This window comes from Bacillus sp. 01N45, assembly GCF_056399205.1.
This window is the reverse complement of sequence record NZ_JBFTQW010000010.1, coordinates 76,973-91,689: the sequence shown is the minus strand read 5'-3', so window position 1 is coordinate 91,689 and position 14,717 is coordinate 76,973. Positions and strand designations below refer to the sequence as shown.

Here is a 14,717-nt window from a genome sequence, read left to right as displayed (position 1 = left end):
ATGTAAGCGGATTATTGTCTTAATAGTTCTAATAATCCCTCTACTAGCTTAACACGTTTTTAGAATTTATTATAGAAAAATAGTTTAAAGTAACCGCTTACAATTCTAGATTATATATGATTCATTACAAGAAATCTATCATTTACTTTTCATATTTGGTAGAATAAAAAAAATATTTAAGGGGGCTTCAATCATGGCATTTACTGAATCTGATGTATATAATAACGAAGCATTTTTTGAACAATATATGAAACGAAGATACCGAGAAAATAGCCCAAATGAATCACTTGAAAAACCAGCCTTCTTTCAACTCATTGGTGATGTGAAAGGAAAGAAAATCCTCGATTTAGGCTGCGGTGACGCCAAGTTTGGCGAGGAATTATTAGAGAATGGCTGCCACTCTTACACTGGTATTGAAGGCTCCGAACTTATGTATGAAAAAGCTAAAAAACAACTAGAAAATAAAAATGGAACCGTCCATTGTTTAAACCTCAAAGACTACACATACCCTCCTTCTACTTTTGATTTAGTAACGTCTAGACTCGCCTTACATTATATTGAACATCTTCCTATCATTTTTCAAAATGTGTACGAAGCTTTAAAAACAAATGGAACCTTTACTTTTAGTGTTCAACACCCTGTTATTACTTCTTCATTTGAAAGCTTGCAAACGAGCGGAAAAAGAACAAGCTGGCTCGTCGATGATTATTTTAAAATGGGAAAACGCGTTGAACCTTGGATTGATCAAGAAGTTATTAAATATCATCGTACAACGGAAGAATATTTTACATTATTACAACAAGCTGGATTTACGATTACAAATATAAAAGAAGCTACACCAAATCAAACTTATTTTCAGAGCGAAGAAGAATATGAACGACGTTTACGAATTCCCCTCTTCCTACTATTCTCTTGCGAAAAATAAAAAAGACGATGAATCATCATCGACTTTTTTATTATCTCATTGCCTGAGCAACCTCTTTACGTACACGTCTTCCTTTTCCATGCGGAATACAAAGTGGCGTCCCAAATAACGGATCCGTACTAATTTGACATTCCATTCGGAACACATCACGTACTAGCTTCTCATCCACTACTTCTTCCGGCTTACCTTGTGCATATATTTGTTTATCTTGAATGGCAACAATATTGTCTGCATAACGGCATGCTAAATTTAAATCGTGTAATACCATAACAATTGTTCTTTGTTCTGTTTCATTTAATTCAAATAATAAATCTAGCACTTCAATTTGGTGAGTCATATCTAAATATGTAGTAGGCTCATCCAGTAAAATGATATCTGTATCTTGTGCAAGCGTCATTGCAATCCAAGCACGTTGACGTTGTCCACCTGAAAGAGCATGCACATCACGCTCAGCAAATTCTGTCATACCTGTTGCTGCAAGTGCTCTTTGTACCATTTCTTCATCTTTTTCTGACCATTGCTTCAGCCATGTTTGATATGGATAACGTCCTTGCTTTACAAGCTGCAATACTGTAAGTCCTTCTGGCGCTTGCGGTCCTTGCGGTAAAATTGCCATTTGACGAGCGATTTGCTTCGTTTGCATACTTTGAATGGCTTGATTATCTAACAAAATGTCACCCGTTGTTGGCTTTAATAATCTAGCTAGTGAACGTAATAAAGTTGATTTCCCGCAACCGTTAGAACCGATAAAGATTGTAATTTCGCCTTTTGGAATTTCTAAATTCAACTCATCAATAATAATTGTTTCACCATAAGACAACGTCAAACGTTTCGTCTCCAATGCTCTTTGCATATTCATCTCCCTTTATGAATTCCGACTTTTATAAAGTAAATAAATAAAATAAGGTGCACCAATTGCTGATGTAAATACCCCTGCTGGAATTTCAAGTGGTGTGAAAACTGTACGCCCAATTAAATCTGCAGCAAGTACTAAAATTGCACCAACAATAGCCGCAACTGGGAGTAATGCACCGTATAAAGAACCAACTAGTCTTCGTGAAATATGAGGTGCCATTAAACCGACAAACCCAATTCCTCCGGCAAAGGCAACTGCGCCACCAATTAAAGCTGTACTCAGTAATAACATGAATACGCGTGACTTCGTTAAAGGAACACCAAGTCCTACCGCAATATCATCCCCTAGCTCTTGTGCATTTAAATGTCTAGCAGCTATAAATGATATTACCGTTAAAATGAGAACCCACGGCGCAAGCACCATAACGTTTTGCCATGAAGAGCCGTAAACAGTACCTGTAATCCATACATTCGCTTGACTCGCTTGATAAATTGGCGCTAACAACATAAACAAAGTCGTTGCCGCTTTCGTTAATGCCCAAAAACCAACACCAATTAAAACAAGACTAATCGGTGATAATCCGTCATTTCTCCATGCAAATAAATATACAAAAAGCGCTACAATCGTTGCCCCAGCGAAGGCTGCTAACGGCATATAATGAATGCTTACGGTTAGCGCATTATTTTTATCACTGAATATAGCTAAAAATAATACAACTGCAACACTTGCACCACCTGTAATCCCGATGATATCAGGAGAAGCCAGTGGATTTCGAACGAGACCCTGTAAAATACATCCTGCTACAGCAAGTGCGATTCCTACAAGGATGGCAATCAAAATACGCGGCATACGAAACTTGTTTACAACCATATTTGACATTGCATCGCCATTTCCAGTAATCGCTTGCCATACATCATACGGAGGAATTTTCATGTCTCCCATACCTGCACTCGCAAAAAATACTCCTATTAAAACAACTAGTAAACTGAATAAGACGAGACAAGCTCGTTTATACATTAAAAACGAGAGCCCACCTTTTCCTATACGAAACGGAATATACTTCTTCATTTGCTAAGCCCTCTCTTACGTGCAATATAAATAAAGAATGGTGCCCCGATAAACGCTGTCATAACCCCTACTGGTACTTCTTGTGGCATAATGACATATCTTGCTGCTATATCAGCTAAGATTAATAGTATTGCACCTAACAATCCGCTATACGGTACTCTCCACCTGTGATCTACTCCAACAAGAAATCTGGCAAAATGCGGAGTAACAATACCAATAAATCCAATCGGACCAGCGACTGCAACTGAACCACCAGACAACAGGACAATAATAAATAGTACGAATGATTTCATTAAAATCGTTCTTTGTCCAAGTCCTTTTGCAACGTCTTCCCCCATCATTATTGTATTTACTTTCCCTGCCATCATAAGAGATGCGATCCAGCCTACTAATAAATATGGGAATACAGATTGTAAAATTTCTAACTTTCTTCCTTGCACGGATCCGGCAAGCCAAAACAGTACTTCTTCAAGCGCTTTTTCATTTAACACAAGTAATCCTTGCGTTAATGATGAAAATAACGCACTAATTGCGACCCCTGCTAACGTTAACTTAAGAGGCGTCGTCCCTTCTTTTCCTAAAGAACTAGAAGCAAATACGAGCACAGCTGCAATTGCTGCCCCTAAAAAGGCAATCCACGTGAAAGCTGATAATGATGTCACGGAAAAAATAACAATTGCTACAACTATGAAGAAAGCAGCACCTGAATTTAATCCAATAAAATCTGGAGAAGCAAGTGGATTCTTCGTTAAAGTTTGCATAAGACAACCGGCAATGGCTAAACTAGCACCAACACTAGCTGCAATTAATGCCCTTGGTAAACGCACATTTTGAATAATAATATGTTCATTGGAACCATTAAAATGAAAAAAAGCATCTAACGCTAATTTCCAGCTCGTATTTGTATATCCGAAAATAATACTTCCCCAAATACAAATAATGACTGCAATGATTCCAACAAATAATCCAATCCATTTTGCTTGATTTGTTTTTAATAACATGCAGCGTTTCCCCTTCAATGTATAATGATACGTTGTAAGTGTATTTCAACTTAATTCTCATTGTCAACGATAATGAGAACTATTTTCATTGATATGTATTGACAATCAAAAGATAAAAGCTTAATATCATGCTTGCTATTGAAAAAACTTCTCAGTATGTAGGGGGTACATAATGAATTTAACACGAAAGAAATCGTTTACAGTATTTGTATTTTTACTAGCCTTTTCATTACTTTTAAGTGCTTGTGGAAAATCAAATACGAAAGAGGAAACAAAAGAAGATACAAAAAAAGAAATGATTACGGTGGAACACGCAATGGGTAAAACAGAAGTTCCTGCTAATCCAAAACGTGTAGTCATTTTAACAAATGAAGGAACTGAAGCTTTACTTGAACTAGGTGTGAAACCAGTTGGGGCTGTAAAATCTTGGACTGGGGATCCATGGTATCCACATATTAAAGATAAAATGAAAGATGTAAAAGTTGTTGGTGATGAGGGACAAGTGAACGTGGAAACAATCGCTTCTTTAAAACCAGACTTAATTATCGGTAACAAAATGCGTCACGAAAAAGTGTACGAGCAACTAACAGCAATTGCACCTACTGTGTTCTCTGAGACGCTACGTGGTGAATGGAAAGATAACTTCAAATTTTATGCAAAAGCATTAAATAAAGAAAAAGAAGGTCAAAAGATTTTAGCTGATTACGATAAAAGTATGCAAGATTTAAAAGCTAAACTAGGCGATAAAGTAAATCAAGAAATCTCTATGGTCCGCTTCATGCCTGGTGATGTTCGTATTTATCATGGTGATACATTCTCTGGTGTTATTTTAAAAGAGCTTGGATTTAAACGCCCTGGTGACCAAAATAAAGACGACTTTGCAGAGCGTAACGTGTCTAAAGAACGTATTTCTGCAATGGATGGCGACGTATTATTCTACTTCACATTCGATAAAGGAAATGAGAAAAAAGGCTCTGAATTAGAAAAAGAATATATCAATGATCCGCTATTTAAAAATTTAAATGCAGTGAAAAATGGTAAAGCATACAAAGTTGATGACGTTATTTGGAATACAGCTGGTGGTGTAATGGCTGCTAACCTACTATTAGATGATATCGAAAAACGCTTTGTTAAATAATATTTCCTTAACCAGCTCCCCTTCTATGGAGCTGGTTATTTTTCAATTCACTTAAATGTCACATTATTTCATTTTGTATTTTTATTCTCAATATGTTATATTGTAAAAGTAAATAGAATATATTTTCTCTATATCAGAATAAATATTTTAATCTAAATTTTCTGATTAATCACTATTTTATTTTCTTTTAGAATTCAATTATTACATTTGAAAACGCTTATTATCTAGTTTTCAGGGAAAAATACAGTAACGGTTGAAGAAAAATAGATTTTTTAGAAATTTTCTTTCTATTTCCATATAATTCTATTGACTTCTAAATATTTTGTGAATTAAAATAATTACATAAATATCCGTTATACAGGATTAGGGGGAAACAAACATGGATGCAGCTTTAAAATTAGACAAAGCTGGAGAGCAACAATCACCAAAAAAACATCCACCAGGATTATATTTGTTGTTCTTTACAGAGGCATGGGAAAGATTTAGTTATTACGGAATGCGTGGCTTATTAGTTCTTTATTTAACAACGAGCTTAGTAAGCGGCGGTTTAGGATTTGATAAAGCAGTTGCTGTACAAATATACGGTATTTTCACAATGTTAGTATACTTCACTCCGATTATTGGTGGTTGGTTAACTGACCATTTCATTACGAAACGCCATGCCATTACTATTGGTGGTATCATTATGGCAATTGGTAACTTTGTACTATTTTCAATGAACACTAAAACTGGACTATTTTTAGGATTAGGATTATTAGTTATTGGTAACGGATTCTTCAAACCAAATATTTCGACTTTATTAGGTMAATTATATAGCAAAAACGACTCTCGTCGTGATAGTGCCTTCACTATCTTCTACATGGGAATTAACTTAGGGGCTCTTATCGCTCCATTCATTTGCGGTTACTTCGCAGATTATAGATACGGTTTCTTAACAGCTTGTATCGGTATGATCATTGGACAGCTTGCTTTTAATTTCTTAGCACCTCGTTACTTAGGATCTATCGGAACAACTGTTGTCGGTAAAAAGTCTAAAGAAAAAAATGCAAAAGCAATTGAGAAAAAACCTTTAACAACACAAGAGAAAAAACGTACTACTGCAATTTTAATTTTAACTTGTTTCGTTGTATTCTTCTGGGCAGGATTTGAACAAGCTGGTAGTTCTTTAACACTTTACACAGATAAGTTCGTGGATCGTACAATTGGTGGATTTACAATTCCAACACCTTGGTTCCAATCTGTAAACCCACTATTCATTATCTTACTAGCATTACCGGTTTCTGCATTATGGATTAAACTTTCAAAAACGAAAAATGGTGACTTAAAAATCCCAACAAAAATGGCATTTGGTATGATTTTACTAGGGATTGGATATTTAGTTCTAACTTTAGCTGTATTAAAAACTGGTAGCGATGAAGGTAATATTGCAATGAAAGCAAACTTACTATTCATTGTATTCACTTACATGTTCCATACAATCGGTGAATTATTCTTATCACCAATCGGATTATCTATGGTAAGTGCAATCGCTCCTGTTAAATTAGCATCATTATTAATGGGTGTATGGTTAGCTGGTACTGGCTTCGCAAACTTATTAGCAGGACAATTAGCTGCCTTCACTCAATCTTTAGGATATTTAGAAGTATTCGCAAGCATCGGTGTTATCGTAATCGTGCTAGGATTAGTACTTCTTATGTTCTCTAAGAAAATTGCACATATGATGGAATAGGAAATAAAAAGACGCTTCTAAACATTTAGAAGCGTCTTTTCTATTACTTCTCCTCTAAAGCCGTCACGTTCACGTGAACGCTTTCTCCAGGATTAGATACATCATACACTTGAGCAACTCCACTCTGCTCGTCACAGCTCTCAATCCATACTGGTACGCCCTCATATGTAACGTCAATGCTACTTGAAGAAGATAAGATTTGTTTCACACGTTTTACATCCATACTACTACTCCTCCTTTTCCTTACTACACTCCTTTCTATCTTTTCTTTTCCCTTTAGAATATATTCCATATAACAACATGTTAATTGATAACCTTTTCTTCCTTACATGCTAACATTTACTCTCATATCACCTTTCTGACAAATAAAAAAAGACGTATATCCCACACGTCTTTTTCCATAATATTCAAATTTTAAGAAAATAATGTTTTTACAACTTCACTTACTTTATCATTATGAATTTGATAATACACTTCTAGTCCTCGTCTTTCAAAGCGCACTACTTTATTTTGTTTTAATTTCGTTAAATGTTGCGAAACCGTTGATTGTGGAATTTCTAACACTTCCTGTAATTGTGTTACATTACAAGTTCCACGTTGCATTAGTTCCATTACTAGGCGTAAACGTAACGGATGCGCTAACGCTCTTAACATTTGTACATCTTCTTCTGAAATACGACATTCGAATTGATTTTGGCTCATAAAGTTCCCCTCATTTTCGTTTTTATTTTCTTTTTATTTATTTATATATCTGTTCTTATATTTCCTGTTACGACATAACTTTATCAACCTATAATGCTGAAAATTTTTTCCACCTTTATCAGGAAAGAATTCAGGAAAAATTCCTTGCTGATTTTGAATATTATACTATACGATATAATGAAAAAGCAAAAGTAAGGGCTATGAATACTTTGCTTACAAACGTTGTTTTATCAAGCTTTTTGTTATATTTTCACCTCACTGCAACGTACAGTAACGATATTGTAAAATACCGTCTATAATTGATAACCTATCGTAACGTATTTGGGTTATATTTAACCTCTTTGTTATGCTAAAAGGAATTTTCAGTAAAAAAAGATAATGTAATATTAAAAATTGACTTATTGTTGTTTTAATTCGTATTGTACTTGCTCAGACTGTTATTCAAAACTTCCTATTAAATGCATTTGGTTTCTCTTTCTTACTAGATCAACTCAGACCAGCATGTGACACCTATCAAATTTCAACATCCTATATACTTAATGCAAAGACGTCATCTAACATATAAGATTAATGATATACGAACAAATAAAACAATATAGAAATAACTTCAAAAAGCAAACTCAAATCTATTTGAGTTTGCTTTTTGTCTACTTTATGAACAAAGCATTTCTTTTAATACTATTATGGAATAATTATACTTTTTTACGTTGACAATAGTGTTGAAGGAGAATATACTAAGCATGTAAGTTGATTGTGAATTGTTTCACAAATAATGTGAATTTCTTCACATAAAATAGATAGGAGTTGTCATTATTATGAGTACTTGGACACAAATTTATGACCCATTAAACAATATTTGGTTATCTGCACTAATCGCAGCACTTCCAATTTTCTGCTTCATCATTTGTTTAATGGGACTGAAAATGAAAAGTTACATGGCTGGTCTTTACAGTGTGATTGTCGCTATTATTCTTGCTATATTCGTTTATAAAATGCCAGCAACCGTAGCTGTAGCATCTGCCGGATTCGGTGTTTTATCTGGATTTTATCCAATTTGTACTATCGTTATCGCAGCAATTTTCCTTTACAAATTAACAGTTAAAACAGAGCAATTCAACATCATTCGTGATAGTATTTCAAGCATTACAAATGATCAACGTTTACAAGTATTATTAATCGCTTATTCTTTCGGTGCTTTCTTAGAAGGCGCAGCTGGTTTAGGGGTTCCAGTTGCTATTACAGCTGCATTACTTGTGGGTATGGGCTTTAATCCATTAAAAGCAGCAGGTATTTGTTTGGTAGCTAACATCGCTGGTGGTGCTATGGGTGCTATGGGTATCCCAGTTACAGTACCAGCACAATTAACTGAGCTAGACGCATTAACTATCGGTCGTCAAACTGTTCTTATTTTACCATTCATTAGTATTGTTTTACCTTTCTTACTTGTTTCAATGGTTGATGGAATTAAAGGTATTAAAGAAACTTGGCAAGGTATTCTTGTAAGTGGTTTTTCTTTCGCTATAACTCAGTTCCTTGTGACTTACTTCTTAGGTGCAGAACTTACTAATATTTTCGCAGCCGTTGTAAGTATGGTTTCTCTAGCATTATTCTTACGTGTTTGGCAACCAAAATCTTCTTCTACAGAAGAAAAACAAGAAAAACAAGAATCTCATACATTCAATCAAATTTTATATGCTTGGTCTCCATTCGTATTCTTAACTGCATTCGTAACAATCTTTAATTTAAAACCAATTAAAGCTTTATTTGCTCCGGATGGCGCACTAGCAAACTTAGTATTTAACATTCAGTTCCCTGGTCTTCATAATGCTGTTATGAAAACTACACCAATTACAAAAGCTGATACACCTTTCGCGGCTGTTTTCAAGTTTGATGTATTCTCATCTACAACTACTGCAATCGTATTAGCAATTATTGTTTCACTTATCGTTTACCGCGTAAAAGGTAAAATGGTTAAAGAATTAATAGTAGAAACAATGAAAGAACTAAAAGCTCCAGTATATACAATCTGTAGCGTTATCGCTTTAGCCTACGTAGAGAACTACTCTGGTATGTCATCTACACTTGGACTGGCATTCTCTTCTACTGGTAATGCATTCCCAGTTCTTTCTCCAATCTTAGGATGGATTGGCGTATTCATTACAGGTTCAGTAGTATCAAGTGGTTCATTATTCGCACCGCTTCAAGCAGTAACTGCAGATCAATTAAATATCGTTCCTTCTACTCTTGTTGCATTAAACGTAGTAGGTGGTACAATGGCAAAAATGGTTTCACCACAATCTGTAGCCGTTGCTTGTGCAGCAGTTGGACTAGTTGGTAAAGAGTCTGCCCTATTTAAAACAGCGATGAAATACAGTTTAATCTTCTTAGCTATTATTAGCTTACTTCAATTAAACTCTGTATTTAATATCTTTTAAAAAAACACCGATCCATTTGGATCGGTGTTTTTTTCATATTACATCTTCTTATTCTTTAATAAAGAAGCTCCAGCAATTTCAGGATGCGTCATTTCGAATGGATCTAAAATAATATCCAATTCTTCTTCTGTCAGTACACCATGTTCTAAACATAGCTCCCTAACAGATTTTCCTGTTTCAATTGCTTCACGTGCAATACGAGATGCTGCTTCGTAACCAATATGAGGGTTCACCGCTGTAATAATTCCAACACTTTTCTCTACATATTGCTTCAGCAATTCTTCATTTGCTGTAATTCCTTTAATACAATATTCACGGAATACACGGAATCCGTTATTCATAATACTAATAGATTGAATTAAATTAAATACGAGTACAGGCTCCATTACGTTTAACTCTAATTGTCCTGCTTCTGATGCTAAGCAAATTGTATGATCATTACCAATTACTTGGAAAGCAACTTGATTAATTACTTCTGCCATAACAGGATTTACTTTACCTGGCATAATAGATGAACCTGGTTGGCGAGCTGGTAATTGAATTTCCGCCAATCCAACACGTGGACCAGATGCCATAATACGAAGATCATTTGCAATTTTAGACATATTCATCATACATACTTTTAATGCGGCAGATACTTCTGTGTATGCATCTGTGTTTTGCGTTGCATCAACTAAATGCTCTGCACCAACAAGTGGTAATCCGCTAAATGTTCGCAAGTGTTTAACCACTTGTTCAATGTACGTAGGGTTTGCATTTAATCCCGTACCAACAGCTGTCGCCCCCATGTTCACTTCATATAAATGTTGGCGAGACTGTTTAATTCTTTTTATATCACGCTCAAGCACTCGGCTATACGCTTCAAATTCTTGTCCAAGACGAATCGGAACAGCATCTTGTAAATGTGTACGTCCCATTTTAATGACGTGGTCGAACTCTTTTGCTTTTTCACGGAAAGCAGCATGAAGTTCTTCCATTGTAATAAGAAGTTCTTCTAACATCATAAGAGTTGCAATATGAATTCCCGTTGGAAACGCATCATTCGTTGATTGAGCCATGTTCACATGCGTGTTTGGGCTAATTTTCACATACTCGCCTTTTTCACATCCCATACGTTCTAAAGCTCGATTAGCGATTACTTCATTTGTATTCATATTAATAGAAGTTCCAGCACCGCCTTGGATTGGATCCACGATAAATTGATCATGGAATTTCCCATCAACAATTTCTTGCGCTGCCTCTGCAATTTCATATCCAATGTCTTTAGCTAAGTAACCAGTATCCATATTTGCAAGTGCCGCTGCTTTTTTCACAATTGCCATTGCCGTAATGAGTGACGGATGAATGCGATATCCTGTAATCGGGAAGTTTTCTACAGCACGTAATGTTTGTACCCCATAATAAGCTACACTCGGTACTTCCTTTTCACCTAAAAAATCTTTCTCTATACGTATATCCTTCGTTGCTATCATTTTCATCACCTATACTTTTCATTCTAAATCCTTATCTAAAAAATTCGCCTCTAAAAAAACGAGTATCATTCAGAAGAATTTTTCAGTATCCACCTTCACTATATAGCACCTTTTTTGAAAGCGCAAACATTTATTTTTCTATATATACCTTTTATAAAGTGAAACTTTAATCAGTGGGGGTTTTGTTGATCCCCCACCTAACTTCTTCGCTTTCGCTGAATTTTGAAGTAGGGGTCTTACTGCCCACAAATAGCTTGATAAAAATTTATAGAAAATCATTCTTCTACCTTCTTTATTTCCACTCGTTTAATTTGATGCATATCCTTTTCAAGAACTTTAAAAGAAAAGCCGTGTTTTTCAATAATATCTCCTTCAGCAACGATTTGCTTTTGTACCATAATCCAGCCACCAATTGTATCTACATCAGCAGCGATTAAGTGTAGGCCAAATAAATCATTTACTTCACTAATAAGCACTTTTCCCTCTACGATTTTATAGCCTTCACTTATATGCTCTATAGGCGGGTGTTCATCTTCATCGTATTCATCTCGGATTTCTCCAACAATTTCTTCTAAAATATCTTCTAGTGTAACGATCCCCGCTGTCCCACCATATTCATCATATAATACAGCTAATGGAATTCGTTTTCTTTGCATTTGTAATAGCAAATCATGAATAGGAATATTTTCTAACACTTCAATAACTGGTCTTGTATATGGCTTAATCGAGCACCCCTCGTCTCGATTACCATCCATATAACGAATAAATAAATCCTTTACATTAACCATCCCAATAATTTCATCTTTATCTTCACCAAATACGGGATATCTCGTGTACTTTTCTTGTGCGATTATTTTAATATGTGTTTCAAATGGTTCGTCCTCATATAAACCTACAACTTCCGTACGAGGTACCATAATTTCCTTTGCGACTCTATTATCGAATTCAAAAATATTATTTACATATTTAAATTCCCTTTGATTAATCTCTCCGCTCTCATAACTCTCGGATAAGATTAATCGTAATTCTTCCTCCGAATGAGCAACTTCATGTTCAGAAGCCGGATGTAATCCGAATAACCCTGTCACAAGCCTTGCAGAACCATTTAAAGCCCAAATAAACGGATACATTACTCGGTAAAAGTAAATAATTGGCTTCGATAATAATAAACTAACTTGTTCTGCCCTTTGTATAGCGAGCGTCTTCGGAGCAAGTTCACCAATGACAACATGTAAAAACGTAATAACTGCAAAGGCAATAATAAATGAAACTGTACTTGCAATTGCAGGAGATAGGTGTAGTTTTAAAAACAACGGCTCGAGTATATGTTTTATAGTGGGCTCTCCTAACCACCCAAGCCCTAAAGCAGTAATTGTAATACCTAACTGACATGCTGATAAATACTCATCTAAATTCGAAGTTACTTTTTTAGCTGCCAATGCTCCTCGTCGTTTCTCACTAACGAGTTGATCAATACGACTGCTACGTACCTTAATAATTGCAAACTCAACAGCCACAAAAAATGCTGTTAACGCAATAAGGATGGCTACCATCAATAATTTTAAAATATCCACATATGTCCTTTAGCTTTCTTAGCTAAAGTTACACCTCCTTTAAAAAAGAAGTTTCACTTTAGTTTCTTCATTTATTTGAAAGCAACCCTATATAAAATTCACCAATTTCAAGCCTCATACAATTCTAAAGGCAAGCCATCAGGATCTTGGAAAAAGACAAATTTTTTATCCGTAATTTCATCCATACGTATCGCTTCAGTCTCCACACCGCATTGTTTTAAATGGTTTACAGCTTCTTCTATATTTGTAACAGCAAATGCTAAATGTCTAAGTCCAGCTGCTTCTGGAAAACTCGGGCGCTCAGGTGGACTAGGAAATGAAAATAATTCAATTTGATACTCTTCCCCTACACATAAATCTAACTTATAAGAATCTCGTTCTTTTCTATATACTTCATTTATCGCTTTAAAACCTAATATCCGAGTATAAAAATCCTTTGACAGTTCATAATTCGAACAAATAATTGCAACGTGGTGCACTCTACATATATTCATGCTCTCTCTATTCCTTTCTTTACCAAAGATGCATATTCTCCCTTGAAATGAAAAACATATATAGCAGAATATCTCTTTTAGGGGGCTTACTATGAAATTTATTACTTTTTTCGTGGGACTTATCGTTGTTTTCTTCCTTGCTTATATTGCTAGCAACAATAAGAAACATATTAAATTTAAACCAATTTTCATCATGCTTATTATACAGTTGATTTTAACCTATTTATTATTAAATACAGAAATCGGCCTCATACTTATTCGGGTCATTTCCAGTCTGTTTACAAAGCTACTCGAGTATGCTGCTGATGGTATAAACTTTGTATTTGGCGGTCTTGCCAATAAAGGTGAAATGTCATTTTTCCTTACTGTATTATTACCAATTGTCTTCATTTCCGTCTTAATTGGTATACTACAACATTTCAAAATACTACCATTTTTTATTCATTGGATCGGTTACTTCCTTAGCAAAATAAATGGTCTTGGGAAATTAGAATCTTACAACGCTATCGCCTCTGCCATTGTCGGCCAATCAGAAGTTTTTATTACAGTTAAAAAGCAATTAGCTCAAATTCCAAAACACCGTCTTTATACACTTTGTGCTTCTGCCATGTCAACCGTATCTATGTCTATCGTAGGTGCCTATATGACAATGATTGAGCCTAAATATGTAGTAACCGCACTCGTTCTCAATTTATTTAGTGGTTTTATTATCATACTCATCATCAATCCTTACGACGTGAAAGATGAGGAAGATATTTTAGAAATTAAAGGCGAAAAGCAAAGCTTTTTTGAAATGCTTGGAGAATACATTCTAGATGGCTTTCGCGTAGCCATCGTTGTCGGCGCTATGCTCATCGGATTCGTCGCATTAATTAGCTGCATTAATGACCTATTCCTCATTATATTCGGCATTACTTTCCAGCAATTAATCGGCTACGTATTTGCGCCTGTTGCATTCCTTATCGGTGTACCAAGTTCTGAAATTGTCACAGCTGGTAGCATTATGGCAACGAAGCTTGTAACGAATGAATTTGTGGCAATGATGGACCTTAGTAAACTTTCTAATAGCCTTTCTCCCCGTACAGTGGGTATCATTTCTGTTTTCCTCGTTTCTTTTGCCAACTTTTCTTCTATCGGCATTATTTCAGGTGCAGTAAAAGGGTTAAACGAAGAACAAGGAAACGTCGTTGCCAGATTTGGCCTTAAATTACTATATGGAGCTACTCTCGTTAGCATTTTATCTGCAATTATCGTAAGCATTATGTTGTAATTAGGTAAAATTTTATCATTTTCTTATCCCTATCTTTTGTATACAATAACGAA

General features: G+C 35.2%; 13 protein-coding genes. 5 read left to right on the top strand and 8 right to left on the bottom strand.

Annotated features, from left to right (window positions below; all coding sequences use genetic code 11):
* Positions 1 to 193: 193 nt before the first annotated feature.
* Positions 194 to 925 carry a class I SAM-dependent methyltransferase gene (locus AC1DMU_RS21555; protein WP_088061833.1) on the top strand — a complete coding sequence of 244 codons (732 nt, stop codon included), beginning with the start codon at positions 194 to 196 and terminating at the stop codon, positions 923 to 925.
* A 31-nt stretch (positions 926 to 956) separates the two neighbouring features.
* Here the strand turns inward: AC1DMU_RS21555 and AC1DMU_RS21550 are convergent, their stop codons facing one another.
* The 3 genes from AC1DMU_RS21550 to AC1DMU_RS21540 are packed head-to-tail and all read right to left on the bottom strand — an operon-like array spanning position 957 to position 3,850.
* The gene (locus AC1DMU_RS21550) at positions 957 to 1,778 is read right to left on the bottom strand and encodes an ABC transporter ATP-binding protein (protein ID WP_088061831.1); all 822 of its coding nucleotides are present in this window, start codon (positions 1,776 to 1,778) and stop codon (positions 957 to 959) included.
* Between the two features lie 12 nt (positions 1,779 to 1,790).
* Complete coding sequence (locus AC1DMU_RS21545; RefSeq protein ID WP_088061829.1) at positions 1,791 to 2,849, bottom strand: FecCD family ABC transporter permease; 1,059 nt, start codon at positions 2,847 to 2,849, stop codon at positions 1,791 to 1,793.
* Positions 2,846 to 3,850: a FecCD family ABC transporter permease gene (locus tag AC1DMU_RS21540; RefSeq protein WP_088061827.1), complete on the bottom strand. Its 1,005-nt coding sequence runs from the start codon at positions 3,848 to 3,850 to the stop codon at positions 2,846 to 2,848. The genes AC1DMU_RS21545 and AC1DMU_RS21540 overlap by 4 nt, the downstream gene beginning before the upstream one ends.
* A gap of 172 nt (positions 3,851 to 4,022) precedes the next feature.
* Here AC1DMU_RS21540 and AC1DMU_RS21535 point away from each other — a divergent pair, with 172 nt between their 5' ends.
* Together AC1DMU_RS21535 and AC1DMU_RS21530 are read left to right on the top strand one after the other, a co-directional pair.
* Positions 4,023 to 4,988: an ABC transporter substrate-binding protein gene (locus AC1DMU_RS21535; protein WP_088061825.1), complete on the top strand. Its 966-nt coding sequence runs from the start codon at positions 4,023 to 4,025 to the stop codon at positions 4,986 to 4,988.
* Between the two features lie 379 nt (positions 4,989 to 5,367).
* Complete coding sequence (locus tag AC1DMU_RS21530) at positions 5,368 to 6,717, top strand: peptide MFS transporter (protein WP_476941562.1); 1,350 nt, start codon at positions 5,368 to 5,370, stop codon at positions 6,715 to 6,717.
* A 43-nt stretch (positions 6,718 to 6,760) separates the two neighbouring features.
* Here AC1DMU_RS21530 and AC1DMU_RS21525 read toward each other — a convergent pair whose 3' ends face one another.
* Together AC1DMU_RS21525 and AC1DMU_RS21520 are read right to left on the bottom strand one after the other, a co-directional pair.
* The gene (locus tag AC1DMU_RS21525) at positions 6,761 to 6,940 is read right to left on the bottom strand and encodes an acid-soluble spore protein H (RefSeq protein ID WP_000382688.1); all 180 of its coding nucleotides are present in this window, start codon (positions 6,938 to 6,940) and stop codon (positions 6,761 to 6,763) included.
* Positions 6,941 to 7,131: 191 nt separating this feature from the next.
* Positions 7,132 to 7,419: an ArsR/SmtB family transcription factor gene (locus AC1DMU_RS21520; RefSeq protein ID WP_000081429.1), complete on the bottom strand. Its 288-nt coding sequence runs from the start codon at positions 7,417 to 7,419 to the stop codon at positions 7,132 to 7,134.
* An 815-nt stretch (positions 7,420 to 8,234) separates the two neighbouring features.
* Between AC1DMU_RS21520 and AC1DMU_RS21515 the strand changes: the two genes are divergently transcribed.
* Positions 8,235 to 9,854 (top strand): L-lactate permease, encoded by a 1,620-nt coding sequence (locus tag AC1DMU_RS21515; RefSeq protein ID WP_088061821.1) that lies wholly within the window; start codon positions 8,235 to 8,237, stop codon positions 9,852 to 9,854.
* 38 nt (positions 9,855 to 9,892) lie between these two features.
* Here the strand turns inward: AC1DMU_RS21515 and aspA are convergent, their stop codons facing one another.
* From aspA to gloA2, 3 genes are all read right to left on the bottom strand, one after another.
* Positions 9,893 to 11,326 carry an aspartate ammonia-lyase gene (gene aspA / locus AC1DMU_RS21510; RefSeq protein ID WP_088061819.1) on the bottom strand — a complete coding sequence of 478 codons (1,434 nt, stop codon included), beginning with the start codon at positions 11,324 to 11,326 and terminating at the stop codon, positions 9,893 to 9,895.
* Positions 11,327 to 11,601: 275 nt separating this feature from the next.
* On the bottom strand, positions 11,602 to 12,900 hold the full coding sequence (locus AC1DMU_RS21505) for a hemolysin family protein (RefSeq protein WP_088061817.1): 1,299 nt from the start codon (positions 12,898 to 12,900) through the stop codon (positions 11,602 to 11,604).
* Positions 12,901 to 13,007: 107 nt separating this feature from the next.
* Entirely contained in the window at positions 13,008 to 13,394 is a 387-nt protein-coding gene (gene gloA2, locus AC1DMU_RS21500; RefSeq protein WP_001017670.1) for an SMU1112c/YaeR family gloxylase I-like metalloprotein, read from the bottom strand.
* Positions 13,395 to 13,485: 91 nt separating this feature from the next.
* Between gloA2 and AC1DMU_RS21495 the strand changes: the two genes are divergently transcribed.
* Complete coding sequence (locus AC1DMU_RS21495) at positions 13,486 to 14,664, top strand: NupC/NupG family nucleoside CNT transporter (protein ID WP_088061816.1); 1,179 nt, start codon at positions 13,486 to 13,488, stop codon at positions 14,662 to 14,664.
* Positions 14,665 to 14,717 lie beyond the last annotated feature (53 nt).

What these genes read in the sequence shown, in the direction of transcription:
- AC1DMU_RS21555 (WP_088061833.1), top strand. Translation starts at nt 194, where the DNA reads ATGGCATTTACTGAATCTGATGTATATAATAACGAAGCATTTTTTGAA.
- AC1DMU_RS21535 (WP_088061825.1), top strand. Translation starts at nt 4,023, where the DNA reads ATGAATTTAACACGAAAGAAATCGTTTACAGTATTTGTATTTTTACTA.
- AC1DMU_RS21545 (WP_088061829.1), bottom strand. Translation starts at nt 2,849, where the DNA reads ATGAAGAAGTATATTCCGTTTCGTATAGGAAAAGGTGGGCTCTCGTTT.
- AC1DMU_RS21550 (WP_088061831.1), bottom strand. Translation starts at nt 1,778, where the DNA reads ATGCAAAGAGCATTGGAGACGAAACGTTTGACGTTGTCTTATGGTGAA.
- gloA2 (WP_001017670.1), bottom strand. Translation starts at nt 13,394, where the DNA reads ATGAATATATGTAGAGTGCACCACGTTGCAATTATTTGTTCGAATTAT.
- AC1DMU_RS21540 (WP_088061827.1), bottom strand. Translation starts at nt 3,850, where the DNA reads ATGTTATTAAAAACAAATCAAGCAAAATGGATTGGATTATTTGTTGGA.
- AC1DMU_RS21520 (WP_000081429.1), bottom strand. Translation starts at nt 7,419, where the DNA reads ATGAGCCAAAATCAATTCGAATGTCGTATTTCAGAAGAAGATGTACAA.
- AC1DMU_RS21495 (WP_088061816.1), top strand. Translation starts at nt 13,486, where the DNA reads ATGAAATTTATTACTTTTTTCGTGGGACTTATCGTTGTTTTCTTCCTT.
- aspA (WP_088061819.1), bottom strand. Translation starts at nt 11,326, where the DNA reads ATGATAGCAACGAAGGATATACGTATAGAGAAAGATTTTTTAGGTGAA.
- AC1DMU_RS21525 (WP_000382688.1), bottom strand. Translation starts at nt 6,940, where the DNA reads ATGGATGTAAAACGTGTGAAACAAATCTTATCTTCTTCAAGTAGCATT.
- AC1DMU_RS21515 (WP_088061821.1), top strand. Translation starts at nt 8,235, where the DNA reads ATGAGTACTTGGACACAAATTTATGACCCATTAAACAATATTTGGTTA.